The 24031-nt window shown below is 32.1% G+C and carries 20 protein-coding genes; 11 read left to right on the top strand and 9 right to left on the bottom strand.

Going from position 1 to position 24031, the window contains the following annotated elements:
• Positions 1-60: 60 nt before the first annotated feature.
• Complete coding sequence (locus tag ABD816_RS02165; protein WP_344924314.1) at positions 61-861, bottom strand: class I SAM-dependent methyltransferase; 801 nt, start codon at positions 859-861, stop codon at positions 61-63.
• 193 nt (positions 862-1054) lie between these two features.
• On the opposite strand from ABD816_RS02165, the gene ABD816_RS02170 reads away from it, so the two are divergent.
• From ABD816_RS02170 to ABD816_RS02190, 5 genes are all read left to right on the top strand, one after another.
• Positions 1055-2443 (top strand): ATP-binding protein, encoded by a 1389-nt coding sequence (locus ABD816_RS02170; RefSeq protein ID WP_344924315.1) that lies wholly within the window; start codon positions 1055-1057, stop codon positions 2441-2443.
• 10 nt (positions 2444-2453) lie between these two features.
• Positions 2454-3290 (top strand): aldo/keto reductase, encoded by an 837-nt coding sequence (locus ABD816_RS02175; RefSeq protein ID WP_344924317.1) that lies wholly within the window; start codon positions 2454-2456, stop codon positions 3288-3290.
• Positions 3291-3305: 15 nt separating this feature from the next.
• Complete coding sequence (locus tag ABD816_RS02180; protein ID WP_344924318.1) at positions 3306-4970, top strand: NAD(P)/FAD-dependent oxidoreductase; 1665 nt, start codon at positions 3306-3308, stop codon at positions 4968-4970.
• A gap of 93 nt (positions 4971-5063) precedes the next feature.
• Entirely contained in the window at positions 5064-5345 is a 282-nt protein-coding gene (locus ABD816_RS02185) for a UBP-type zinc finger domain-containing protein (protein WP_344924319.1), read from the top strand.
• Between the two features lie 61 nt (positions 5346-5406).
• A complete protein-coding gene (locus tag ABD816_RS02190; protein WP_344924320.1) occupies positions 5407-6249 on the top strand; it encodes a helix-turn-helix domain-containing protein in 843 nt (280 codons plus the stop codon).
• A 7-nt stretch (positions 6250-6256) separates the two neighbouring features.
• Here the strand turns inward: ABD816_RS02190 and ABD816_RS02195 are convergent, their stop codons facing one another.
• Together ABD816_RS02195 and ABD816_RS02200 are read right to left on the bottom strand one after the other, a co-directional pair.
• Positions 6257-7813, bottom strand: coding sequence for an aryl-sulfate sulfotransferase (locus ABD816_RS02195; protein WP_344924321.1), 1557 nt, complete (start codon positions 7811-7813; stop codon positions 6257-6259).
• Between the two features lie 109 nt (positions 7814-7922).
• Positions 7923-10199: a discoidin domain-containing protein gene (locus ABD816_RS02200; protein WP_344924322.1), complete on the bottom strand. Its 2277-nt coding sequence runs from the start codon at positions 10197-10199 to the stop codon at positions 7923-7925.
• Positions 10200-10552: 353 nt separating this feature from the next.
• Here ABD816_RS02200 and ABD816_RS02205 point away from each other — a divergent pair, with 353 nt between their 5' ends.
• From ABD816_RS02205 to ABD816_RS02215, 3 genes are all read left to right on the top strand, one after another.
• Positions 10553-11101, top strand: coding sequence for a carboxymuconolactone decarboxylase family protein (locus ABD816_RS02205; RefSeq protein ID WP_344924323.1), 549 nt, complete (start codon positions 10553-10555; stop codon positions 11099-11101).
• A 34-nt stretch (positions 11102-11135) separates the two neighbouring features.
• On the top strand, positions 11136-11504 hold the full coding sequence (locus tag ABD816_RS02210) for a cupredoxin domain-containing protein (protein WP_344924324.1): 369 nt from the start codon (positions 11136-11138) through the stop codon (positions 11502-11504).
• A gap of 97 nt (positions 11505-11601) precedes the next feature.
• Entirely contained in the window at positions 11602-12327 is a 726-nt protein-coding gene (locus ABD816_RS02215; RefSeq protein WP_344924326.1) for a hypothetical protein, read from the top strand.
• A 38-nt stretch (positions 12328-12365) separates the two neighbouring features.
• On the opposite strand, the gene kynU is transcribed toward ABD816_RS02215, so the two are convergent.
• Positions 12366-13640, bottom strand: a complete 1275-nt coding sequence (gene kynU, locus ABD816_RS02220; RefSeq protein ID WP_344924327.1) for a kynureninase — start codon at positions 13638-13640, stop codon at positions 12366-12368.
• 228 nt (positions 13641-13868) lie between these two features.
• Here kynU and ABD816_RS02225 point away from each other — a divergent pair, with 228 nt between their 5' ends.
• From ABD816_RS02225 to ABD816_RS02235, 3 genes are all read left to right on the top strand, one after another.
• Entirely contained in the window at positions 13869-14408 is a 540-nt protein-coding gene (locus ABD816_RS02225; RefSeq protein ID WP_344924329.1) for a hypothetical protein, read from the top strand.
• Positions 14409-14536: 128 nt separating this feature from the next.
• Positions 14537-17188, top strand: a complete 2652-nt coding sequence (locus tag ABD816_RS02230; protein WP_344924331.1) for a CHAT domain-containing protein — start codon at positions 14537-14539, stop codon at positions 17186-17188.
• 75 nt (positions 17189-17263) lie between these two features.
• A complete protein-coding gene (locus ABD816_RS02235; protein ID WP_344924332.1) occupies positions 17264-17905 on the top strand; it encodes an O-methyltransferase in 642 nt (213 codons plus the stop codon).
• A gap of 137 nt (positions 17906-18042) precedes the next feature.
• Here the strand turns inward: ABD816_RS02235 and ABD816_RS02240 are convergent, their stop codons facing one another.
• The 5 genes from ABD816_RS02240 to ABD816_RS02260 form a co-directional block, all read right to left on the bottom strand.
• The gene (locus tag ABD816_RS02240) at positions 18043-19533 is read right to left on the bottom strand and encodes a S8 family peptidase (protein WP_344924333.1); all 1491 of its coding nucleotides are present in this window, start codon (positions 19531-19533) and stop codon (positions 18043-18045) included.
• A 315-nt stretch (positions 19534-19848) separates the two neighbouring features.
• Entirely contained in the window at positions 19849-20142 is a 294-nt protein-coding gene (locus ABD816_RS02245; protein ID WP_344924334.1) for a Sec-independent protein translocase subunit TatA/TatB, read from the bottom strand.
• 99 nt (positions 20143-20241) lie between these two features.
• Complete coding sequence (locus ABD816_RS02250) at positions 20242-22551, bottom strand: M1 family metallopeptidase (protein WP_344924335.1); 2310 nt, start codon at positions 22549-22551, stop codon at positions 20242-20244.
• A gap of 60 nt (positions 22552-22611) precedes the next feature.
• Positions 22612-23118 carry a DUF6702 family protein gene (locus tag ABD816_RS02255; RefSeq protein WP_344924336.1) on the bottom strand — a complete coding sequence of 169 codons (507 nt, stop codon included), beginning with the start codon at positions 23116-23118 and terminating at the stop codon, positions 22612-22614.
• 88 nt (positions 23119-23206) lie between these two features.
• On the bottom strand, positions 23207-23962 hold the full coding sequence (locus ABD816_RS02260) for a peptidase associated/transthyretin-like domain-containing protein (RefSeq protein ID WP_344924337.1): 756 nt from the start codon (positions 23960-23962) through the stop codon (positions 23207-23209).
• Between the last annotated feature and the right edge of the window lie 69 nt (positions 23963-24031).

Here is a 24031-nt window from a genome sequence, read left to right on the forward strand (position 1 = left end):
ATAAGAAAGTATGCAAACATCAAAACCTTTAACAAATGTAAATAAAATATTACTTACTTGTTACTTATAAGCCTTAATAGCAAAGAGAAGAGGAAATAATTTATCTTTATTTTCAAACATTTTGTTCTCATTCTGAGTTAAATTGGGGAAAATATCATAAGGAGACTCATCATATTCTTTTAAAAACTCAATCTTTAGTCCTGCCTCTGTAAGTGCCGAAACTACTTCACCTAATCCATGATTCCATCCATACTCCTTACTAACAACGTTAGCGTTTGTATCTGCGTACGTACCTTGATACTCTTCATAAATTACCTTCTTCTGATGATAACCATACTTTATGCTGGGTGTTCCCTCTACATAATCAAACATCCATACAATAGGATGAAATTCTACTATATAAAAAATACCGCCTTTCTTTAATTTTTCTGCGATCATATGCCCCCAAGGTCTCAAGTCAGGTAACCATCCTATCACTCCATAGCTTGTGAATATAATATCAAAATGACCAGCAACATGTGCAGAGGTATCTAAAACATTACAACAAACAAAGGTTGCATCTAATGCTAAATCAGTGCTCAGTTGATTGGCTTGTTCAATTGCTTGTTCAGAAAGATCAATACCTGTACATAATGCACCCATCCTACTCCAGCTCAATGTATCCTGACCAAAATGGCATTGCAAATGCAACAGAGACTTTCCAGAAACATCTCCTAATGCTTCTAGCTCGAATTGCTTCAATGAAGTTTTCCCTTTTTTAAAAGCTTCCACGTCATAAAAATCACTTTCCCAATGAACCTTTACCCTTTGATCCCATGTATTTTTATTTGTTGCAAAATATTTTTGTAATTCTTTAGACACTAAATAATAACTTTTAATTAAATCCTTCTCGTAAGGTTTTACCTCTTTTTATAAGATAAACTATAATCAAGTTAAATATAACCACTACTTTTCTATTCTAAAAGCATCCTTTAACTAAAATTTTATAAAAACCTTAAGAAAGCGATCTTCCTCAATCGTTGCAAAGGATTGTTATATTGCCTAATTTTAAACAATGAAAATTACAATCCTACAGCTTCAAAACGTTCCGGAATTACTGAATGTCCCTGATAAACAATTACAGTGGTTAATTGATACATCTTATGTAACCGTTCTTAAAGTAGGAGACTATCTTTTTAAAAGAGGGGATGATATTGATAAGCTCTTTATTTTATTAAAAGGAACTGTTGAAATTAAAATACAACAACAAGGTAATTACAAACTTGTCTCTCGTATGAAGACTAACCAGATAGGTGGACTTCTTCCCTTTTCAAGAGCAAGTTCTGCCCTTGGTTTTGGAGAAGTAGTAGAAGACAGTGAAGTATTAATATTGGATAAAGATTACTTTAGAGAAATGATTGCTAATCATTATGAGCTTACTGAAAGTTTAGTACATAAAATGACTTCCCGAGTACGAGAATTTACAAAAGACAATGTACAAGCTGAGAAAATGATGGCATTAGGTAAATTATCTGCCGGATTAGCTCATGAACTAAATAATCCTGCTTCTGCTATGCTCAGAAGTGCTAAATTACTTAGAAAACATCTGAGTAATGTTCCTGAAAAATTTAAAAGAATAATTTCTATCAAGGCATCTCCAGAAGAAATTGATATCATTAATACGATTCTTTTTGACAAGCTAAAAAATCGACCTGAAAATAACATGAAGCTTACAGAGCGAAATGAAAAAGAGGATGAGTTAGAAACCTGGCTAGAAGATCACGGGGTAGAAGATGCTTATGAATTGACCGAGACCTTACTGGATTTTTGTATGGAAATATCAGCTATCGAAGAAGTTTATAAAGCAACAGGAGATACTAATTTCCCATCTGCGATTGAATGGATAGAAAATGTATTGACTACAGAAAAAATGGTGGATGAAATAGAAGAAGCCTCTGACCGTATTTCTGGTTTAGTAAGCTCTATAAAAAGCTATACTCATATGGATCGTGCGCCTGAGAAAACAGCTACAGATATTCATATCGGTATTAAAAGTACCCTTACTATGTTAAACCATAAATTAAAAAGTAAGAATATAACCATCGAAAAGGATTTTAAAGATGAACTACCCAAGCCTAAAATTTTTGTTAGTGAAATCAATCAGGTATGGACAAACCTAATCGATAATGCTATTGACGCAATGGATAACAAAGGTATTCTAACCATTAAAACAGATGCATTTCAGCAGATGCTTATAGTCAAGATCATTGATAATGGCAAAGGAATTCCCGAAGAAAATCTGAATGCAATTTTTGATCCTTTTTTTACAACGAAAGGTATTGGTGAAGGAACGGGTATGGGGTTAGAAGTTAGTCAACGAATCATTAAACAACATCAAGGAGAAATTAAAGTAACATCAAAAAAAGGAGAAACAATTTTTACTGTTTGTTTACCTTTAGACTAATAAAAAATTCATGAAAAATATTACTAATATTCAAGGAACGTTTCAACTACATAACGGTGTACAGATGCCTTATCTTGGACTGGGTGTATATCAATCAAATAATGATCAAGAAGTTGTAGATGCTGTTCAATGGGCCTTAGAAGCAGGTTATAGGCATGTTGACACAGCTAGTATTTATAAAAATGAAGAAGGTGTAGGCAGAGCTATGCGTAATAGTTCCACTCCGAGAGAAGATATTTTTGTAGTCAGCAAAGTATGGAATAATGATCAAGGTTATGAATCTACATTAAAAGCTTTTGATGAAAGCCTAAAAAAACTACAACTAGAATATCTGGATCTATATCTTATACACTGGCCTGTTCAGGGAATTTATAAAGAAACGTGGAGCGCCTTAGAAAAACTATATAAAGAAAAACGGGTTCGGGCGATTGGGGTCAGTAATTTTATGCAACATCACCTGGAAGATTTAATGAAAACAGCCTCCATAGTACCTATGGTAAATCAAATGGAGTTTCATCCGTATTTAGTACAACAATCGCTCATTGATTTTTGTAATCAACATCAAATACAATATGAAGCATGGTCTCCTTTTATGCAAGGAAAAATTTTCAACACGGCCGTTTTGGATGATCTTGCAAAAAAATATAATAAAAGTGTCGCTCATATAATTCTAAGATGGAATCTTCAGAAAGGAGTTATAACAATTCCTAAATCGTCTAATCAAGAGCGAATCATATCTAATAGCGATGTTTTTGACTTTGAACTTTCTATAGATGACATTCAATTTATAGATGCATTGGATAGTAATCAAAGAATAGGACCCGATCCGGATAATTTTAATTTTTAGCACCGTATTTAACCCATGAAAAGACCAATCATATTTGCACTGGATGATGACCCTCAAGTATTACGAGCTGTTACCAGAGATTTAAAATCCGAATACAGAAAAGAATATCGGATTATGAGCACAGAATCCGCTAATGATGCTATAGAAGCCATTATTGAATTAAAGAAAAAGAAAGAAGTTATTGCTTTATTTTTAATAGATCAGCGCATGCCCGAAATGCTAGGTGTAGAATTCTTAACAGAAGTAAAAAAGTATTTTCCTAAAGCCAAAAAAGTGTTGCTAACTGCATATTCTGATACTGATGCGGCTATTAAAGCTATTAATGACGTACAATTAGATTACTATTTAACAAAGCCATGGAACCCTCCGGAAGAAAAATTATACCCTACACTTCATGATTTATTGAATGCCTGGCAACTTACTTATCAACCCGAATTTGATGGAATAAAATTGATAGGATATCAATTTTCCCCTAAATCCCACGATATCAAAGATTTTCTATCGGGTAATTTATTTCCTTTTCAATGGTTAGATGCAGAAACCAGTGATCAAGCTAAAGAGATTATAGCACTACATAACATTACTACTGCTGATATGCCTGTAATTTCATTACAAGACGGTAATTGTTTTAAAAATCCTAGTATTATAGAATTGGCTACTGCCCTAGGCCTAAATGCATATCCAAAAGATAATTTATATGATGTGGTTATTATAGGTGCAGGTCCTTCTGGATTAGCTGCTGCTGTGTATGGTGGCTCTGAAGGTCTAAAAACATTACTTATAGAAAAACATGCTCCTGGTGGACAAGCAGGAACCAGTTCGAGAATAGAAAACTATCTGGGGTTTCCTAATGGATTAAGCGGTCAGGAATTGACACATCGCGCTATTACACAAGCAAAACGATTCGGAATTGAATTCTTATCTCCTCAGGAAGTTACCTCCATATCAGAAAAGGATGGATATAAAAGTATTTCTTTGGGAAATGGAGAATGTATTAGTACCAAAAGCGTCATTATAACTACTGGAGTCAACTACAGAAAACTAGAGGCAGAAGGGATTGAAAACTATACAGGTGCAGGGATTTATTACGGATCCTCCATGACAGAGGCGCAAGCATGCCAGGGCAAAGAAGTATATATTGTAGGAGGTGGTAATTCTGCCGGACAATCTGCTGTATACCTTTCTAAATTTGCCACAAACGTTTACATTTTAGTTCGTAAAGAAGACTTGACTAGTAGTATGTCGAGCTATCTTATTGATCAGATCGAAACCATTGATAATATTACATTAATCGGTCATACAAACATCTCAAAAGTATTAGGAGAAAATGATCGAATAACCCAATTAGAACTTACAAGCACGGTTACTAATGAAACGAGCTTAGTATCTGCTGATGCTTTATTTATTTTTATAGGAGCCAGACCTTATACAGATTGGATTAAACTGGATATTATTAAAAATGAAAGAGGTTTTATAGAAACGGGTAGGGATTTAATACGTTATGAAAATTTTAAAAAAATATGGAAAAAAGAACGAGAACCCTTTTTATTAGAAACCTGTAGTCCCGGGATATTTGCATCTGGAGATGTTAGAGCTGGCGCTATGAATAGAGTTGCCTCAGCAGTTGGTGAAGGCGCCATGGCTATAAAATTTGTACACGAATATCTAGCAGAAATTTAATGTGGGGATAGGCCATTACAATACATATAATACCAATTGATATAATTAAATGGCGATTCCATCTGATAACTAAAAGATAAAAAGCTTAGACTGATGAAACTACGAACTAAAATTTGTGAACATTTAGAAAATTTTGATTCTCATGCTATAAAAAAAAGTAATAATTATGAGTGTTCTGAATGTATAAAAACGGGAGATTTATGGGTACATCTTAGAACCTGTCAAGATTGTGGAATTACATTATGCTGTGACTCGTCCCCTAATAAACATGCAAGTAACCATTATGCCAACCATAAACATAAGGTGGTTATTTCGGCAGAACCTAATGAAAGGTGGGCTTGGTGCTATGAGCATTCGTCTTTTATAAATTATTAAAAATAAAAGAAAGCAAAAAACACTCTTTGTAATTTTCTTAAAAAACAACGACCAATTTGATATGATCAGAGAGTTTAAAGAATTTTCAACGGATGCGCTGCTTACCATTGGAAACGAGGAATTACTAAACACCTACAGACTGCCTAAAAACATAGAAATGTTCACTTTTATATGGACTAAAACTAATATAGCAGCCGTAGAAATAGATGGTATATTAACCACTTTAAAGCCCAATACGATTACGGTATTAACTCCTAATCAATTTTTCACTTTTATTGAAGGTCAAGATCTTATCGTATATCAGTTTAACAGAGAATTCTACTGTATTAAGGATCACGATAAAGAAGTAAGCTGTACCGGTATCCTGTTCTATGGGAATAAAAGTATCACTATTGTAGAATTAGATACAGGAAATCAGCAGAAATTAAATGCATTACATCAGACTTTTCTGGATGAGCTAGAAACTATAGATACCATTCAAGCAGAAATGCTACGCATGCTCATGGCTCGATTTATTATAACGACAACACGACTTATTAAACAACAAAGCGATTTTAAAGATGTATATAAAGATCAGGTAGCTTTAATCAGAGAATTCAACTTGTTGGTAGAATTTAATTTTAGAAAAGAACATTCTGTAGCTTTTTATGCAGAAAGACTTTTTAAATCACCAAAAACACTGTCCAATAGCTTTTCAAAACTTAAAAGAAGTCCATTACAAGTTATTCATAATCGGATTGTGTTAGAAGCAAAACGATTACTTTTATATACTGATAAATCAGCTAAAGAAATTGCGTACGAGATTGGTTTTGATGATGCCTCTCATCTTAGTAGAATGTTTAAAAAACATACTACATTTTCTCCATCTGATTTCAGGAAACAACAGGCATCTATTAAATCATGAAAAAGTATTATGGATAAAGAGATAATCTTTCTGTACGATGAAAAGTAATATTGAAAAGTGCTTGTGGGGCTATTATCGTCGCTTCAAAAATTACTGTTTTACTTGATCTATCAACTTCAATAGATTTGCCATATACCATTCCATTATAAATTACTCCTCCGGGCGAATATAGTATATGATCGCTTCCTTCTAAATAATCCACATCGGATACAGCTCGAGAATAGGTTTCCTGCCCTCTCTCTTTGCCATACTCCCATTTTTGTTGAATGGTATTACTAATCGCATCTATTTCAAACTCAACGGCGCGGCTATAGACATCAAGACTTTCAAAATTACGATTAAAACCATTATCAAACAGCATTATATTTCCTGAGGGAAGTACTAATGGTGCATGTTGATACCAATTCCATTCAAAATCAGAATGATTAATGGTACCATCCATTACTCCCTGATCCATAATTTGACTACCTGAGGCATCTAAGGGTTGTAACAAATACGGTGATAATGTCGTTCCATTACCAGAGGTATCCCAATCCTTATGAGACCCCATTATCCATACTACCTCGTTGTCGTTCGTCAATTTTATCAGTCCTTGTGTACGTCCTGAAACAATAATAGTATCATCTGTATCATCATAAGCTACTGCATTGACATGAATCCAGTCTTCTTCATTATCTGTAAGCGTTTTTCGGGTGTTATCCAAAGATTGATTTAAATCCCAAACATTAATAATCTGTTTACTTGTTCTATCAATTTCTACAATATAATCTTCAATTGTAATAGCATTATTTCTATTGGCACAAACCAAAAAATTTCCGTTTGGTTTTTCGTGTACTTCATGATGAAATGTATATCCCTGCATTTCCCAAGAATTTACCACAGTTCCAAAAAGATCTACTTCATAAATAAAACCAGTATCACTGGCTCCAAAATATAGATTTCCGTTTGCTAAGCGCTCAGGACCATTATCATATTTTAGCTCATTGAGTTCAGGATGATCTTTATACTCTAAATACCAACGTACGTCTCCATAGGAATCAAACATAAACGGATACTGAGGAGTAGTATTTCCAGAATACCCATAATAACTTACTAATGTTACTCCTTCTTGCATTTGATCACGCTCTGCCTTTTCGATATTTATTTGTGGCATGGCAGTAGTAAGAGGCTCTGTTTGTATTTCATATGTTCTGGTTTCCAGTTCTTCATCACTTTCATCAAAAAAGGTAAGAATTACAGTATTGTTAAAATCTCCGTACAATCCGTGAACAGGAATGTTTAATTCATTTTTTAAGTCTGTAAAACTTTTAGATATTATTGAATTCTCTCCATTTTTACCTTGAATAATAAGATCAACCCTGACCTCTTTACTTGTCTGTATCTTAAGTAAAGCTGATAATGGTGCATAACCAGTGGGGTTAAGAATAACTTCTTCTGAAAGAATGATATCAGAGACAATAGGAACCTCTTGTTCTTCAGAATTTTGTTCATCGTCATCATTTTTACAAGCATTTAAAACAAATAAACTTATTAGTATAAGTGAAAATTTATAGATGACATTCATAGTTTCTAAATTTAAAAAAAGTTCATTTTTAAGCTCATAAGATATTGATTTATGTTTACATACAAGTATCTACAATGATAAAACAACTTGCTATCAACCATTAATAAAGTTAATTTTTACTTTCTTTTGAAATAATAATTTTTTTCTTAAAAGTATGCTCCTTTGCCTTTAAAAATAAAATATAGGATCCATTAGATAGATTATAAGTATTTAACTTTAATTTATTAGCTCCTCTAATTAATTTTATTGATTTTTCCAGTAAAACTTGTCCATCAAAATTCGCTATTTCTAAAATTGCGTTTTGCTCATCATTCAAAAATTCAAAATTTATATTAATCTCAGAATCATTAATTAAAGGATTAGGATAGACCAATACATCGGAATATATATCATTTGTCTCCATTATTGATTTATTATTATCTAATGATATCTGACCATAGACTCTAAATTCAACGATATGTACTGCATTATTGGCTGAATTCTGTAACATATTAACTTTTAAAAATTTCGCACTCAAATCATCAAAGTAAAATGTATTTCCTGCTTTGGTAGCAATAGAATTATCCTTTTTAAGTATTATCTGTTCCCAATCCACCCCATTTTGAGAAGCTTCAACCGAATAGTGATAATACCTATTGTCACCATAATAGTTAGTAATTGTAATTTCATTAATTTTATAAGAATCCATTAAATCTACCTGCCACCATTGATCTTGTGGAAATGTTCCCCACCAGTTATCTAATGAAAAAATGTTATCAGTAGCCATTGTATTGGGATTATCAATGGTAGATTTTGATGAAGTTGAAGGTTTATTAAATGCTATATTATTCCTTTCTGTGATTACATTAGATTGCTTTCCATATGCTTCAAACTCTATAAGATGTACAGAGGCATTAGACGAGTTAAAATCCATTTTTACTCTAAGAAATCTAGTATGGATACTATCTAGATTATCATAAACATCGCCATTTTGTATTGCTATTGTCTGATCATTTTTGGTTATACAATCAACCCAATTAATTCCATCAATAGATTTTTGGATAGTGTAATGGTAATATCTACTCCCATCATAATAAGGAGTTATTATGATTTTATTAATATCGTAAACATCAATTAAATCTACCTGCCACCACTGCATATAAGAATTGCTACCCCACCATCGGTCAAGTCTATAGTCACCGTCTACTGCGATTGAACTAGGATGATTAACATTATCATCAGATGAACTTGTTGGCTTATTAAATGCAATATTCCTACTTGGATGGGGATAATCATAAGGTTGATATCCTGGTTTTGCCTGCAAAAAATAATCTCTATTTTCCTGTATAGATGATTCGCAATTATTTGCTATTCCTTCGGTTGTGATATTTAACTCATCATGATACTCATTATTCCAGATATAAAGAGATCGAATCTGATGAATACCCGGATAAGTACTGCAAGAAAATCCCTCTGCCCATAATTCTACAGTACGATATATAGAGTCTGTACAAGTATTATTAAATATAACACCATCACCTCCTCTTATTCCAATAGCCGTTCTGGCTCTCGACTCCATATCATTGGTTGTATAAAATTCATTATTATAAATCTCATAACTACGAGAACCAACAGGTGAAGATGATTTACCATGTGCATCAGCCATTGAGTAATTCCGAACAGGGTTTGTATGCTCTACTTTATTATATCTAAATACATATTTAGAATTATTATTTGAGGCAATATGATGACGGTTTCCTGAAAAAAAATTGTCTTCTACAAACACAGCATTTTCAGTTCCTAATTCCAGATCAGTCCAAGTACCATTGCCATAAACCACTACTCCATATCCATAATTGTTAACTGAATCATAGTAATTATCTATAAATTCGTTTTGATATATCACTCCTTTTTGAACACTCTTATCGGCAACTGCATCTTCAATACATAAAGCACAATTTGCAAATCCAGAAAATTTACAACCGGACACTTTAAAATCAACACATCCATTCATGAATTGTACTCCACTACTAAGGTTATTAGTTTCCTTATCCTTTGCAAAATACTTACCCTCGAAACCTATATTGTATAACCCGTTAGGTAAACCATTAGCACCATCAAAAACTATTAGATGTTTTTTTGTTGATTCAGATCTATTAATTATTGTTTTATCGCTACCTCTTCCTATAATACTAACACCACCAGGCACCATAAGTTGTGATTCAGCACCCCAAAACCCTAAACCTTCTGGTATGAAAACTACATCTCCGGGAGAAGCAGATCGTACAGCTTCATATACGTCTTGAAAATTGACACTCAGTGCAAAAATATCTTTAGAGTTTGCTGTATAACTAACGATAATTGAAAAGCACAGAAAGATTATTTTACTAAACAAATTTGATATCATCTTAAAATTTTAAATTTCCTTTACACTAACAATAGAACCGACCTTATTAATAAATTTAAATTTAACCAGCGCTTCATATATTTAATAGAAAGACATGTAAATAACTACAAATGTCTGATTATACTAAACGATATCCAGTACTTTATATTTCATCTATCTAAAAAGTTCACGTTTTCTTTAAGAGAGATAATCTCAAAACTAATATTTAGGAAAAATTGACAAGCCATCGGGAAAAACAAGCATTCTTTACTCGCTATTCCTAAAGCATCTTTGCACTATACTTATAAATCAATAAATATTAATAATAACAGCTCCTGAAAATAAATTCAGGATTTTATAAAAACTTTAAAATTATGAGCACATTTAATGTACCAACAAGAGAAGAAGTAAGCACTAATAATCAAGTGATTTTTGATAATCTACAGAAAGGACTAGGTTTTGTTCCAAATTTATTTGCAACATATGCCCATTCTGATACTGCATTAGAGAACTACCTAACATTTAGCAATGCAAAAACTTCCTTATCTGCTAAAGAAAAAGAAGTAGTAAACTTGGCTGTAAGTCAAGTAAATAATTGTGCATACTGTTTATCTGCTCACACTGCTATCGGAAAAATGAATGGCTTTACAGATCCGCAAATACTAGAATTAAGAGCTGGCTATGCATCTTTTGACACTAAATTAGATGCCTTAGCAAAATTTGCTAAAAACGTAACCGAAAACCGAGGGGACACTGACTCCGTTATATTAGAGAATTTCTTACAAGCTGGATATTCAAAAGGTAGTGTAATTGATGTTATATCACTAGTAGGTGATAAAACGATCAGTAATTATATCCATAAAACCACTAAAGTTGCCATTGATTTTCCAGTAGCGCAACCTTTAGAAACTATTGAAGCTTAATTAAATTAAATCCAAATTAAACTATATAAATAAAATGAAAAAGTTAATCACCCTATTCTCGCTTATTTTTATTATCTCATTTTCAGCAACAGCTCAAGAAGCTAAAACTGTTTCTTTAGAACAAACTAAAGGAGAGTTTACGCAAAAAGAAGTTACGTTAACGGAAGGTAGTTATGTTTTTAACATATCCAATAATAATTCAGGAACCGACGTAGGTTTTGTATTAGTTCCTGCCGGAAAGGATGTATCTGATCCAGCTAATCATATTAAAGAAGCATATGTTACGAATGTGGTTGCAGAAGGAAAAACTGAAAGTTCTAAGACAGTAACTTTAAAAAAAGGAACTTATACTTATTTCTGTCCACTTAATAAAACACCACAATATACCTTGACCGTAGAATAATCAAAATAAAAATTAATAAATTCAATTAAAGAAACCTTGCTAATCGTCATTAGCAAGGTTTTTCTTTTCATATCTTAGTATATCGAAAACTTATATTATGAAAAACGTATGTATACTTATTCTGTTTTATTTACTAGTTGTAAGTTGTAAAGAAGAAGTAAAAACTAATCAAGATTATGATACTAGTATAGAGGTAAGAGATCCTGAGCCAATTAAAAAAGAAAACAAACAAAAAATACGTACTACTGCAGGAGCTATAGCATTTGCTAATGGGTTATCACATTGGGATAAGGTCAAACAAATTAGTTTTACGTTTAATGTAGATCAGGATAGTACACATTATGAACGTACTTGGAGTTGGAGACCTAAAAGTGAGATGATCACGATGATGTCATCAGAAGACACGATTACTTATAATCGCAAAAATATAGATAGTATTTCTATACAAGCGGATAAAGGGTTTATCAATGACAAATACTGGCTTCTGGCACCATTTAATCTTGTATGGGATGAGACTTCCTTTACGTCAAAGCATCAAATAAAAGCAGTGGCTCCTATTAGTAAAAATGAAATGCAAAAATTAACAATCGTATATAACAATAGCGGAGGATATACTCCTGGTGATGCTTATGATTTTTATTTCAATGGTGACTTTAAAATTAAAGAGTGGGTATTCAGAAAAGCAAATACAAAAGAGCCTTCTTTAATTACTTCTTGGGAAGATTATGAAAATTTTGATGGGATTACTATTGCAAAAACTCATCATAAAGAAGAAGGCAACTGGAAACTCTATTTCACAAATATCAAAATAGAAACGGATTAAATAAATATTAAAAAAGAACTTAAACCAGACTTTTGCTGTTAACTTTTGATTCCTTGTTTTAATATCTGTCCAAAATTAAACATATCCTCAAAAGAACAATAAAAAGGTGCTGGTGCTAGTCTAATCACATTAGGTTCGCGCCAATCTGTAATTACACCGTTATCCATCAAATAATCAAATATTTTTTTACCTTCCCCATGAAGAAATACTGATAATTGAGTCCCTCGTTCTTCTGGATTAGAAGGTGTTATAATTTCAAAAGCACTATCTACCTGAGCATCAATCTCTTTTAATATAAATTCCAGATAGGAAACAATAAGATTTCTCTTTTCTACAAGTACATCCATTCCTACTTCTTCAAATAATGTTAGAGAAGCCAGATAAGGTGCCAGTGACAGAATAGGCGCATTGCTCAACTGCCAGGCATCTGCATTATCCATCGGCTCAAAAGTGGGTTTCATCAAAAATCGTGATTCTTTTTCTGTTCCCCACCAGCCCTCAAAACGTGGGATATCTTTTCGATTATGAAAACGCTCGTGAATATAACATCCTGACGCATTGCCAGGCCCACTATTCATATATTTATAACTACACCAAGAAGCAAAGTCGACATCCCAATCATGTAAATTTAATTTTATATTACCTGCAGCATGTGCCAAATCCCAACCAACAAAAGAACCTATTTTATGTCCTTCGGCAGTAATCGTTTTCATATCAAATACCTGACCTGTGTAATAATTTACACCTCCCATTAATATTAATGCACACTCCTCTCCTACTTCATTAATGGTCTTTACAATGTCTTCTGTCCTAAAGTTATGTTCCCCTTTTCGTTTTTTGATCTCTACAATAGCATCTTGTGGATCATATCCATGAAAACGAACCTGACTCTGTAGCATATATTGATCACTAGGAAAAGCTTTCTCTTCGCAAATAATTTTATATCGTTTTGCTGTAGGTCTGTAAAAGGAAGCCATTAACAGATGTAAATTTACTGTCAGCGTATTCATTACAGTAATTTCTGAAGGTTTTGCTCCTACAATTTTACTCAAAGGTGCCGCCAAACGCTCGTGATAATCCCACCACGGTTTATTAGCATGAAAATGTCCCTCTACTGCTAATGATGCCCAATCATTCATCACTTCATCTACAAACTGCTTTGCTTTTTTAGGCTGGAGACCTAAAGAATTACCTGTAAAATAGATAACATCTTTGTCATTAACTTTAGGAAACAAAAACTCTTTACGATAGGATTGTAAAAAATCTTGTTCATCTAATTTTTGAGCGAATTCTCTCGTATTCTCAAATTGCATAGTCGAGTTTTTGATCAAAAATACATATAATACAATGTACCAAGGTATCTTATCAGTAAATATTATACTACTAAAATGATAATATAGACTCTAAAAAATCATTAAATTAAAACACAAAAATTAAAAAAAATAAAATTAGGGGTAACAATTTTGACAGTTACGCTACTAATATAAAAGAATCTGTTAATTTTTATAAAAAAGTATTAATTTTACAAAACAAAAAAGTAAATGAAGAAGATATTACTACTTACGTTATTGATTGTTGGAGTATTAACATTTCAAAGTTGTTCACAAGATAGATATCAAGATAATATTGGTATTGAGGAATCTAAAAAAGAAGAACTTGATTTAAAATTAAGTTTCCCTGATTTTAATACTGGAAGTAGTTCCTGTAATAGTTCAATTTTAGGATATATTGAATTTAGTGGAAATTATACTGAAAACGAAAAAAATACACTTAGAGAAAAAGCTGCATCACTAAATAACTTTGAGATTTGTGAAGTTATTGCATCCGATTGTTCTGATATGGAACTGTGGAAGATTAAAATAGACTTGTCATCCTTATTATTAGAATTTGGCAAATCTAAAAATGATCGAATAAATTCTATTGGAAATCGCGATGATGATGATGATTTAGATGGGGAAGGATCCACAGAAGGTGGCGATATTTTTTCGAGCCTGATTACTAACATTACTCATGAAAATCTAAGTCTTCAGATAATTAAAGAAATAGAGGATGTAACCGATCCAATGTGTATAGAAAATTAAAACTAAATATCATATCCAATAACACAAGCCTGTTTTCCAAAAAGAGAACAGGCTTCTTTTGTCTTATTATCTCAATCCTTTTTTATTGTGTAGGTAGCGCTCAATCAAAAAAAAGCGGCTCAGAAAAATTGACATTTATTTTAAATTCTAACAAAGAGTTGGCTATAATTGAAGGTTTAGCAGATAGCCTTTTAACTACTTATAAAAGACCTGAACAAGATGCTCTATTAGCATCTGAAATGCACGAATATGGCAAATGGATTTACGAGAAAAACATCAAAAAGGCACTATCTGTAACTAAAAAAGCTTCAGAAATAAGAAAGCACCTTATACCCTATGACGCCAACTCACATAGTAAAAGTCTTAACAATTTAATTTTTTTTTCCCGATTATCTAATGATTATATCAATGCAATAAAATACGGTACAGAATATATTGAAGTTACTCCTAACTTTGATAAAAAAACAGAAGCATACTGGAGATTGGGGATAGATTATTGGAAGATCAACGACTATGCTAATGCATTATTATTATACAGAAAGGTAGCGCAAATATATCAACAACAAAATAGACCGATCAAACTAGCAACTACTTATATTCAATCGGCTATAGTACACGAAAGTATTAAAGATGAGAAAAATATAAATTTAGGAATCACAAAAGGATTAAAGGCTGATTCTATTCTTTCGAACTTAAATAATCCGCCAAAAAAACTACTGTTTAAAACATACTCAGTACTTGCCAATCTATACAATGCGACAGGAAAAGACTCTATCAATTCCTTAAAATATTTTAATGAAATTTTACAATTAGGAAAAAAAGAAGGAGAAGATGAATGGGTTGGTAAAACATTTATAGATATAGAGATTCTAAAGAAAAATAAAGGAATAGATACCTCTCTATTTTATCAAAATCAAGCCTTAAAATATCTAAAAAATAATAATACATGGAAAGCTATTATTTATCAAAATCGCTCCTGGACCTATTATGATCATGATAATACAGAAATGGCTATAGAAAACTCTAAAGTTGCACTGCAATGCATCATCCCTCACAAACCAAATATAAGTACTTCCAATTTGCCAAATCACACAGATTTGACAGTAACTAAAAACAAACTTATTTTATTGGAGATTTTAAAGGATAATGTCAAATTTGGACACCAACTATTTGAAGAAAACAAGAATAAAACTGAACTAGAAAACTCTCTTAAAATATCTAGACTTGGAGATGAATTATTGGATATTATTCGATTAGAAACTGTAGAGCGTCAATCTAAATTATTTTGGAAAAATGACGCATCTGACCTTTATACCGATGCTGTAAAAACCTGTATCTTATTAAACCAACCTGAAAAAGCATTTTACTTTCAAGAAAAGAACAAGGCTTTATTACTGTTAGAAGATATTAATGAAGAACAATTAAAGAGGGTAAATCACATCCCTGATGCCATTACAAAAAGAGAATTATCATTAAAACAAAAAATTGCTAATATTCAAAACAAATTGAATATTACTAACACTCCTTCTGTTAATGATTCTTTAAAGCTTAAACTGCTTAGCACCAAACAAAAACACTCTTTATTTGTTGACTCTTTGAAGTCCTATTACCCTCAGTATTACAATTCTAAACGTACTTCAAAAATCACCTCAATTGAAGACACTAAACAATATGCGGATCAAAATAATACTACATTTATAGAATACATTCTTGATAATGAACAAGGGTATGGCTTAGTTATCAGTAAAGACATAGTTAAATTATTCGAAATTAAAAATATCCATCAGTTACAAAAAGACATTAAAGTCTTTAGTGAACTTATTTCTCATCCTATCCATTTTAAGAATGAACTACATCAATATCAGGAAATAGGCAAACGGATTTACAACCAGCTAATACCAAAAGATATTCGTTCATTTTTAACAGAAAAAATAACCATTATACCAGACCAAAGTATTCATAATATTCCTTTTGAAGCACTTCCTAATAACTCTAAAGAATACCTTATTTATGAATATGAGATCAATTATGCATACTCCATATCGTTTCTTATTCAAAATAGCAAATTGGTACGTACTGCAGAAAAAGAATTTCTGGGTTTTGCACCTATAACTTATAAAAATAACCTTAAGGCTCTTCCTAATACAAAATTAGAAGTAGAGAAAATAGCATCAAATTTTAACGGTTCGGTTTTATTGAATGAAAATGCTTCTAAACAAAATCTGATAACATACTTATCAAAATATAACATAATTCATCTCTCCACTCATGCTAATGCTAATGATTCTATTACACCTTGGATTGCTGCTATTGACGATAAAATTACATTAAATGATATTTATGCAACACAAAATAATGCAGATTTAGTAGTACTAAGTGCTTGCAACACTTCTATTGGCTCTATAGAAAAAGGAGAAGGAGTTATGAGCCTTGCAAGAGGTTTCTTTAATACAGGTGCTAACAGTGTGGTCTCTACTTTATGGAAAGCAGATGATACTGCTACTCTAGAAATAACTACTGATTTTTACAAACAATTAAAAGCAAATAAATCAAAATCAGAAGCTCTTAGAACAGCCAAATTAAATTATCTTAAAAACCATAAAATGGAGAAAAACTCTCCTTATTATTGGTCTTTGTTAATCCTTATTGGTGATACCGAATCACTATCTTTCACCTCCAGAACCATTTCATATCCTTTTTTATTAATATCTCTAGTTGTTCTTATTGGCATTATATCCATTTTAATCTTTAAAAAACATAAAAGAAGGATAGTTAAATAAATTACTTCACTAACAATATTACACATTCTCTAAGGTTAAAATAATAAAACTATAAATTTGCAAAAAAATAAAATCATGCATTTTATACCAGAGAAATTAGATGCTTATGTAGTAGAACATTCAGAAAAAGAACCTGAACTACTAAAACAACTAACACGAGAAACCTATCAAAAAATGTTACAACCTCGTATGTTGAGTGGTGCTTATCAAGGACGTATATTGAGTATGTTATCTAAACTTACTAACCCAAAAAACATATTAGAGATAGGAACCTACACCGGATATTCTGCCTTATGTTTAGTAGAGGGAATGGATAAGGAAGGAACACTACACACCATTGATATTAATGAAGAATTAGAAGATTTTCAAAGAAAATACTTTGACAAATCTAATCATGGACATCAGATAATCCAGCATATAGGAGATGCTACTAAAATAATTCCTAATCTTGACCTAACATTTGATTTAGTATTTATTGATGCAGACAAGCCTAATTACCCAGCATACTTTGCATTGATTATTGATAAAATGAATACAGGTGGAATTATCATTTCTGACAATGTTTTATGGAGTGGAAAAGTAATCGAGAATATAGATGACGATGACGATTCTACTAAAGCCCTACTTACTTACAATAAATTATTAGTGGACGATAATAGAATTGAAACTGTATTATTACCTATCAGGGATGGTTTAACAATTAGTCGTGTCTTATAAAACAAAGTGATCTCCTTCCAACAATTTAAAACTGGATTTTTAGGTCTCTATTTCTTCTGAAAATAGCGACTGCCTCTAAAACTGAGAAGATCACTTTGTATTATTTCTTTTTGTTATATCATAGGTGTATAGAAATGTTATTGTACAGCTTTTAACGCATCTATGTTACCGTACCCAAAATTACTATTTCTATTAGGATAAAATTCTCCTGCCTGTTTTAACTTATTTAAAACCTGTGCTCTCGTCATTCCAGGGTTACGTGCCCAAACCAAGGCTGCTATTCCTGCAGTAGCAGCTGTTGCCACCGATGATCCACCTACATAGGCTTGAGTACCAGAATTAAATCCTAAAACAGGTACATTTCTATCAGTATTGCTTGCTCTTTGCATAACCATAGTAAAATCAATTTTACTACCTTCATGGCAGATATCACATCTATTATATCCATTGTCTTTTAGTCCGGTAACTGCTACAGTTTCATTCATACTGGCAGGAAAAATAACACCATACCAATTTGTAAACGTAGTTGAAGTACCCCCTGCAGCTACAATCATTTTACCTTTACCATATGCATACTCAACAGCATCTTTTACATTTCCTATTGACCACGGGTATCCAACTGACATAGATATAATTTTAACGTCCCCTCTATTTCCTAGAGCTTTTAAAGCATTAGTTACACCTTTTTTCTCATGATAATCATTTAATAACACATCTTCTGTACCTCTGTAAGCTACTAAATTACAATTGTATGCAACACCTACTGGCATATAATCATTATTACGAGGCGATGCTAAAACAGAAGCCATCTGTGTACCATGTCCGCATTTATCATTAGGACCGTCTGTACTATTAGACCACCACCATGGCGAATCTATAAAAGTTCCAAAACGTTCTACCGTTCTCCCATTAGAATCTCCATCATTAAAACCACTTCCTAATAAGTTTTGGCTAGCAGATAAACCTGTATCAATAAGACCTACTGTAATACCCGCCCCGGTACTATAACTCCAGGCATCCGGTATATTATGAATATCAAAATTCCATGGCAATCTGGCATTAGGAGAAATTACACGGTAATCATTACTATTAATAGTTTGGCTTTCTTGCGCACAACCCGCATCTTTTTGCGAACCATTATTTTCTTCCTGAAGATACAACCCGTAATTAGGTTGGAAATATCTGATATTATCTAAATCTTTTAGTTCTTCTACAGTCGCTAAATTAGTGATCTCTACTTCAGCAAAATTAAGAATATCATCCGCTGCTATATCATCTGTTGATTTATTAACACCTTCTGTTTTTGCTAAAATTTCTGATATACTTCTTAAAGCAGTATTTGAAACAGACGAGCGCTGACCCTCTGTAAAACTTTCTCCCTCTCCTCCATAACCGATTGTTAAAACTCCATTACTTTGCATAACCGCACTATATAACATCAATGCAGATGCGTCTGTCCAGTTAACATCTCCGGACACCTTCAACTCTCCAGCTATAAATTCGTTAATTTCTTCAACCGTTAGCATTTTTTGCGAATCTGCACTTAGATTCTCGTTTTCTGTAACATCTTCCTTAGAACAAGATAAAATTATCAAAAGTCCTAAGCACAGGGTAGTGATTTTTTTCATTTTAATATAAGATTAGTGAGTTTGTGTGTTATTTATTACTAAACAAAATAACTCTGCCTAGCAATACTGTTATTTATGTAATTTTAAAGCTAATTTATTAAAAATATATCAATTTTTTTTACTAAAAATTAAGATAAATATAATAAAATTAAACTTACTATGCTTGCATAGAATAAAAAACCGATTTAAAAATTATACTAAACCTCCCTGTTTATTAGAGTTTTCATAGTAAGATATAAGAATATTACTTAAAAGAAATAAAACGAAAACGATCGATAAAATATCGTAATTTTATAGAAAAAAGTAGGTAATTGACTAAAAGTTACGCTTTATTGGTCCTGTGATATCATTAATATCTTCTTTAACCTTATCTATTTGAGTTTTTACATCTGAAGAGATCGATGAGGTAATATCAGTATCAAGTCCGTGCTTATCTGCACTTTTAGTAATTTCAGTTTTTATATCATTGGTAGCATCTTTGACAATACGCATTCCTTTACCTAATCCCCGTGCAATCTCGGGTATTTTATCCGCTCCAAAAACCATTACCAGAATAAAAACTATAAAGGCAATTTCAGTTCCGCTAATAAATAAAGGTATTGTTATCATGATGATGCAAATATAGTAACAATAATAGATAGAAAAAAGCCATCCACAATAGTTAGTGGATGGCTTTGAAAATATTTAATTAAAAAATGCTTAAAAGCATTATTGTTTCATCTTTTCTTTGAATTTATCAAATTGTCCTTTCTGTTCTGCAAGAGGCCAACTATTATTAGTAGTATCTATATCTGCAGTTTCTTGATTGGGATCTACTATAATCCTTACAATTTCCTTTTCGGAAGGAATTGCTCGTTTCACCGACAAATCATTTTTTCTCCAAATTTCTGCAGGATACGTTACAGTCTCAAAAGTTCCGTCCTTATAAACATATTCTACGATTAATGGCATTACTAATCCTCCTGGTTTCACAAAAGTTACCTCATAAAAGAACTTAGGACTTTTCATTATTTTTCTTTCTTCTACAGAAAAATTATCCATTAAATATTCTTTTAGTGTTGTAGCATTATCTAAGATATTACCATTACTTTTCATTGTATTATATTCATCGGTACCTTCTTCTACCATAAATACCAATGGTCCAAAATCTTCTAATTTTGCTCCTCTTCCTTCCGCATAATCTTTTACTTGCTTATTTGCTTCTTTAGACACTACAAATTTCTTAACATCTCCTATTCCAATATCAGTATAGTCAGTAGTATAAAACCATCCTCTCCAGAACCAATCTAAATCTACCGCAGATGCATCCTCCATTGTCCTGAAAAAATCTTCTGGTGTAGGATGTTTAAACATCCATCGTTTAGAGTATGTTCTAAAAGAATAATCAAAAAGATCTCTCCCCATAACAGTTTCTCTAAGAATATTTAATGCTGTAGCTGGCTTAGCATAAGCATTAGGACCAAATTGATAGATATTTTCAGAGTTAGTCATAATGGGTGCAATAAAACTTTGATCACCACTCATATAAGGAACAATTTTTGCTGCAGGCCCTCTTCTGGAAGGGTATTCCTTTGCTGGAGCGATAGCCTTAGGGTACCATTCTCCAAAATCCTGTTCTGCGACATACTGCACAAAAGTATTAAGCCCTTCATCCATCCAGGTCCACTGTCTTTCATCACTATTTACAATCATAGGAAAAAAGTTATGTCCTACTTCGTGAATAATAACACTCATCATCCCAAATTTTACTCTATCACTATAAGAACCATCAGGATTAGGTCTACCGTAATTCCAGCAAATCATTGGATATTCCATCCCTTGATTCTTTGCATGCACTGAAATAGCTTTATGATATGGATAATCAAAAGTCATACGACTATATGATTTTAATGTACTTGCTACTGCTTTTGTAGACCAATCTTCCCATAAAGGATTTCCTTCTTTAGGATACATGGATACAGCCATAATATCCTTTCCTCCTATTTTTACAGCCATCATATCCCAGATAAACCTTCTGGAAGTAGCAAAACCAAAATCTCTTACATTTTCTGCTTTTAACTTCCAGGTTTTTTTTGTTTCTGAGAATACTTTTTCTTTTGCCTCTGCCTCTTTTTGAGAAACTATAATCACAGGCTTATCATATGATTTCTTTGCCTTTTCGTAGCGGCTCATCATTTCACTGGTAAATACTTCTTTTCTATTGACTAAAACTCCTGTACCATCAAGAATATGATCCGCTGGCACCGTAATATTCACTTCAAAATCGCCAAATGGTAAAGCAAACTCTCCTCTACCCCAAAACTGATGATTCTGCCATCCTTCAACATCATTATATACTGCCATACGAGGGTAAAACTGAGCTATCACATAAGCTCTGTTACCATCATCAAATTCTTCATATCCTGATCTTCCTCTACCATCAACGTGATTATTTATGTTATACCACCAATCAATAGAAAAAGTAAATTTACCTCCCGAAGCCAGATTCTTCGGCATTTCTACTCTCATCATCGTAGTATTTATAGTATATTTAAGAGGTTTTCCTGAAGCATCTTTTACTGAAGTAATATTAAATCCTCCATCAAAAGGTTCTCGTAAAAAACTTCCAACAAATTCCTCTGGCGAACTTGCTAGTTTAACATCATCAGAACTAATTAATGGTGTCTTAGAATCCTTAGATCGTCTATTCTGATCTAATTGAACCCATAAAAACTCTAATACATCAGGAGAGTTATTAGTGTATGTTATGGTTTCACTACCTGTAATTTTTTTATTCTTATCATCCAGTTCTATATCCATCTTATAATCAGCCTGCTGCTGATAATATGCAGAACCAGGAGCTCCAGAGCCCGTTCTATACATATTGGGAGTAGAAAACTCATCATATAACTGTTTAAATTTGTTTTCATTTGTATGTCCCAATTGACGTCTTTGCTGACCATCATTTTGATTCTGAGCATATAATCCAAAATCTGTTACAAGAAAAGCAACAGTCAGGATACATAATATTTTTTTCATTTGAGTGAATTGAATTAGTTATAATTGTGCAAAATAATTTAATTTTAAAAGCTTAGTAATTTATTCACTAAACTTTAACATGCCTTGACTTATTTCATTTTCTAGCATAAGACTCTTACGCTGTGTACCTTTTTTTACGTGGACGATGTTTTGTTGTTCATTAAAAGCATCCATAAGTACGGTATTAGAAACCTCAATAGTTTCAAGATCCTGAACACCTTCAACCTCTAGATAACACAATATTAAATCATTATCATATTCTTTCCCTATGTATTCAAAAACCACTGGTTTTCCATTTACAGAAATTGAAATTTTCTGTTGAAGATATTTTTCTATATATCCATCTATTTTATCATTTGGGTTTTCTGAAGATAACTTTATAGAACTATCATAACGATCTTGAAGCGTAGCCTCAAAATCATCAACAAAAATTCTTGATATAATCTGTAACGACTTCTGCTCTTCATTATAATCTATTTGGGTAACACTTACATAAAACTTATGTGTAGTAGTAAAAGAACTAATCGTTAAAAATATAACACCAAGAATAAAAACTATTTTTTTCATGAATTTTAATTAAAAAAGCACGTAAATGTACTGTTTTAGGAGTAAAAGATACTACACCACTAAACTTTATTTTTCTCAAAAACGATTGTTAATCGATCTCTTTTAACAGCTTATAATCTTTAGATTTCTGTTTAAAAAACTCTAAAAGAGATAGCTTTTTAGAATTTTTTAGTAAATCTTTAAAATATTCATCTTCGGCACAATAATACATGAAATCTGTGATTAAATCCTCTGGAACACCAATAGAATCAACAAAAAAAGCGGTATTAAATGTTGTAGTCCCTTTGTCAATTAATAGATCTAAGTCTTCTAAAGCTTTGAGACGCTTTAATCGTTTTAAGGTTCCATTTAGATAATTGATAGGCAAATCAATAACACCAGATCTAGCTGTATAAATTTTCCTTTCGATTTGAGTGGGTTGTTTACGGTCCTTAAAAGGAAGCCCAAGGGTCTGATTACTTACATAGGGCAAAACTTCTATAGTTTTGGTATCTTTATCTACATTGCCCGAAAGATTGGTTGTACTTACTTCTACTTCATCTAACATACGAACAACAGGAGTTAATCTAATGGTGAAGTCGGTAGCATTCATATCATTTTCAGACACAATGATAGAAATTACTTCATATTGAACGGATGAAAAAATAATAGAATCATGAATCGCAGCTGGTATTTCAAAATACCCATTGTCATCATTTGTAGTCCCTGTCTTTTGAGTAAAATTCACAATATTAATCGCAAATCCTTCTAATGAATCTGCTATAATTTTTCCTTTTAGCCTATCTGATTGACCATATATTTGAAAACAACATAACAATAAGAGTGATACTATACTTTTGATCATTATTAATTACTCATTTTTAAGACCAAAAAACATAATATCTCTAATTAAATTTAAGATAAGGATATATGA

Source organism: Aquimarina addita, assembly GCF_039539305.1.
Taxonomy (GTDB): Bacteria; Bacteroidota; Bacteroidia; order Flavobacteriales; family Flavobacteriaceae; genus Aquimarina; species Aquimarina addita.

What these genes read in the sequence shown, in the direction of transcription:
- ABD816_RS02170 (WP_344924315.1), top strand. Translation starts at nt 1,055, where the DNA reads ATGAAAATTACAATCCTACAGCTTCAAAACGTTCCGGAATTACTGAAT.
- ABD816_RS02175 (WP_344924317.1), top strand. Translation starts at nt 2,454, where the DNA reads ATGAAAAATATTACTAATATTCAAGGAACGTTTCAACTACATAACGGT.
- ABD816_RS02180 (WP_344924318.1), top strand. Translation starts at nt 3,306, where the DNA reads ATGAAAAGACCAATCATATTTGCACTGGATGATGACCCTCAAGTATTA.
- ABD816_RS02185 (WP_344924319.1), top strand. Translation starts at nt 5,064, where the DNA reads ATGAAACTACGAACTAAAATTTGTGAACATTTAGAAAATTTTGATTCT.
- ABD816_RS02190 (WP_344924320.1), top strand. Translation starts at nt 5,407, where the DNA reads ATGATCAGAGAGTTTAAAGAATTTTCAACGGATGCGCTGCTTACCATT.
- ABD816_RS02195 (WP_344924321.1), bottom strand. Translation starts at nt 7,813, where the DNA reads ATGAATGTCATCTATAAATTTTCACTTATACTAATAAGTTTATTTGTT.
- ABD816_RS02200 (WP_344924322.1), bottom strand. Translation starts at nt 10,199, where the DNA reads ATGATATCAAATTTGTTTAGTAAAATAATCTTTCTGTGCTTTTCAATT.
- ABD816_RS02205 (WP_344924323.1), top strand. Translation starts at nt 10,553, where the DNA reads ATGAGCACATTTAATGTACCAACAAGAGAAGAAGTAAGCACTAATAAT.
- ABD816_RS02210 (WP_344924324.1), top strand. Translation starts at nt 11,136, where the DNA reads ATGAAAAAGTTAATCACCCTATTCTCGCTTATTTTTATTATCTCATTT.
- ABD816_RS02215 (WP_344924326.1), top strand. Translation starts at nt 11,602, where the DNA reads ATGAAAAACGTATGTATACTTATTCTGTTTTATTTACTAGTTGTAAGT.
- kynU (WP_344924327.1), bottom strand. Translation starts at nt 13,640, where the DNA reads ATGCAATTTGAGAATACGAGAGAATTCGCTCAAAAATTAGATGAACAA.
- ABD816_RS02225 (WP_344924329.1), top strand. Translation starts at nt 13,869, where the DNA reads ATGAAGAAGATATTACTACTTACGTTATTGATTGTTGGAGTATTAACA.
- ABD816_RS02235 (WP_344924332.1), top strand. Translation starts at nt 17,264, where the DNA reads ATGCATTTTATACCAGAGAAATTAGATGCTTATGTAGTAGAACATTCA.
- ABD816_RS02240 (WP_344924333.1), bottom strand. Translation starts at nt 19,533, where the DNA reads ATGAAAAAAATCACTACCCTGTGCTTAGGACTTTTGATAATTTTATCT.
- ABD816_RS02245 (WP_344924334.1), bottom strand. Translation starts at nt 20,142, where the DNA reads ATGATAACAATACCTTTATTTATTAGCGGAACTGAAATTGCCTTTATA.
- ABD816_RS02250 (WP_344924335.1), bottom strand. Translation starts at nt 22,551, where the DNA reads ATGAAAAAAATATTATGTATCCTGACTGTTGCTTTTCTTGTAACAGAT.
- ABD816_RS02255 (WP_344924336.1), bottom strand. Translation starts at nt 23,118, where the DNA reads ATGAAAAAAATAGTTTTTATTCTTGGTGTTATATTTTTAACGATTAGT.
- ABD816_RS02260 (WP_344924337.1), bottom strand. Translation starts at nt 23,962, where the DNA reads ATGATCAAAAGTATAGTATCACTCTTATTGTTATGTTGTTTTCAAATA.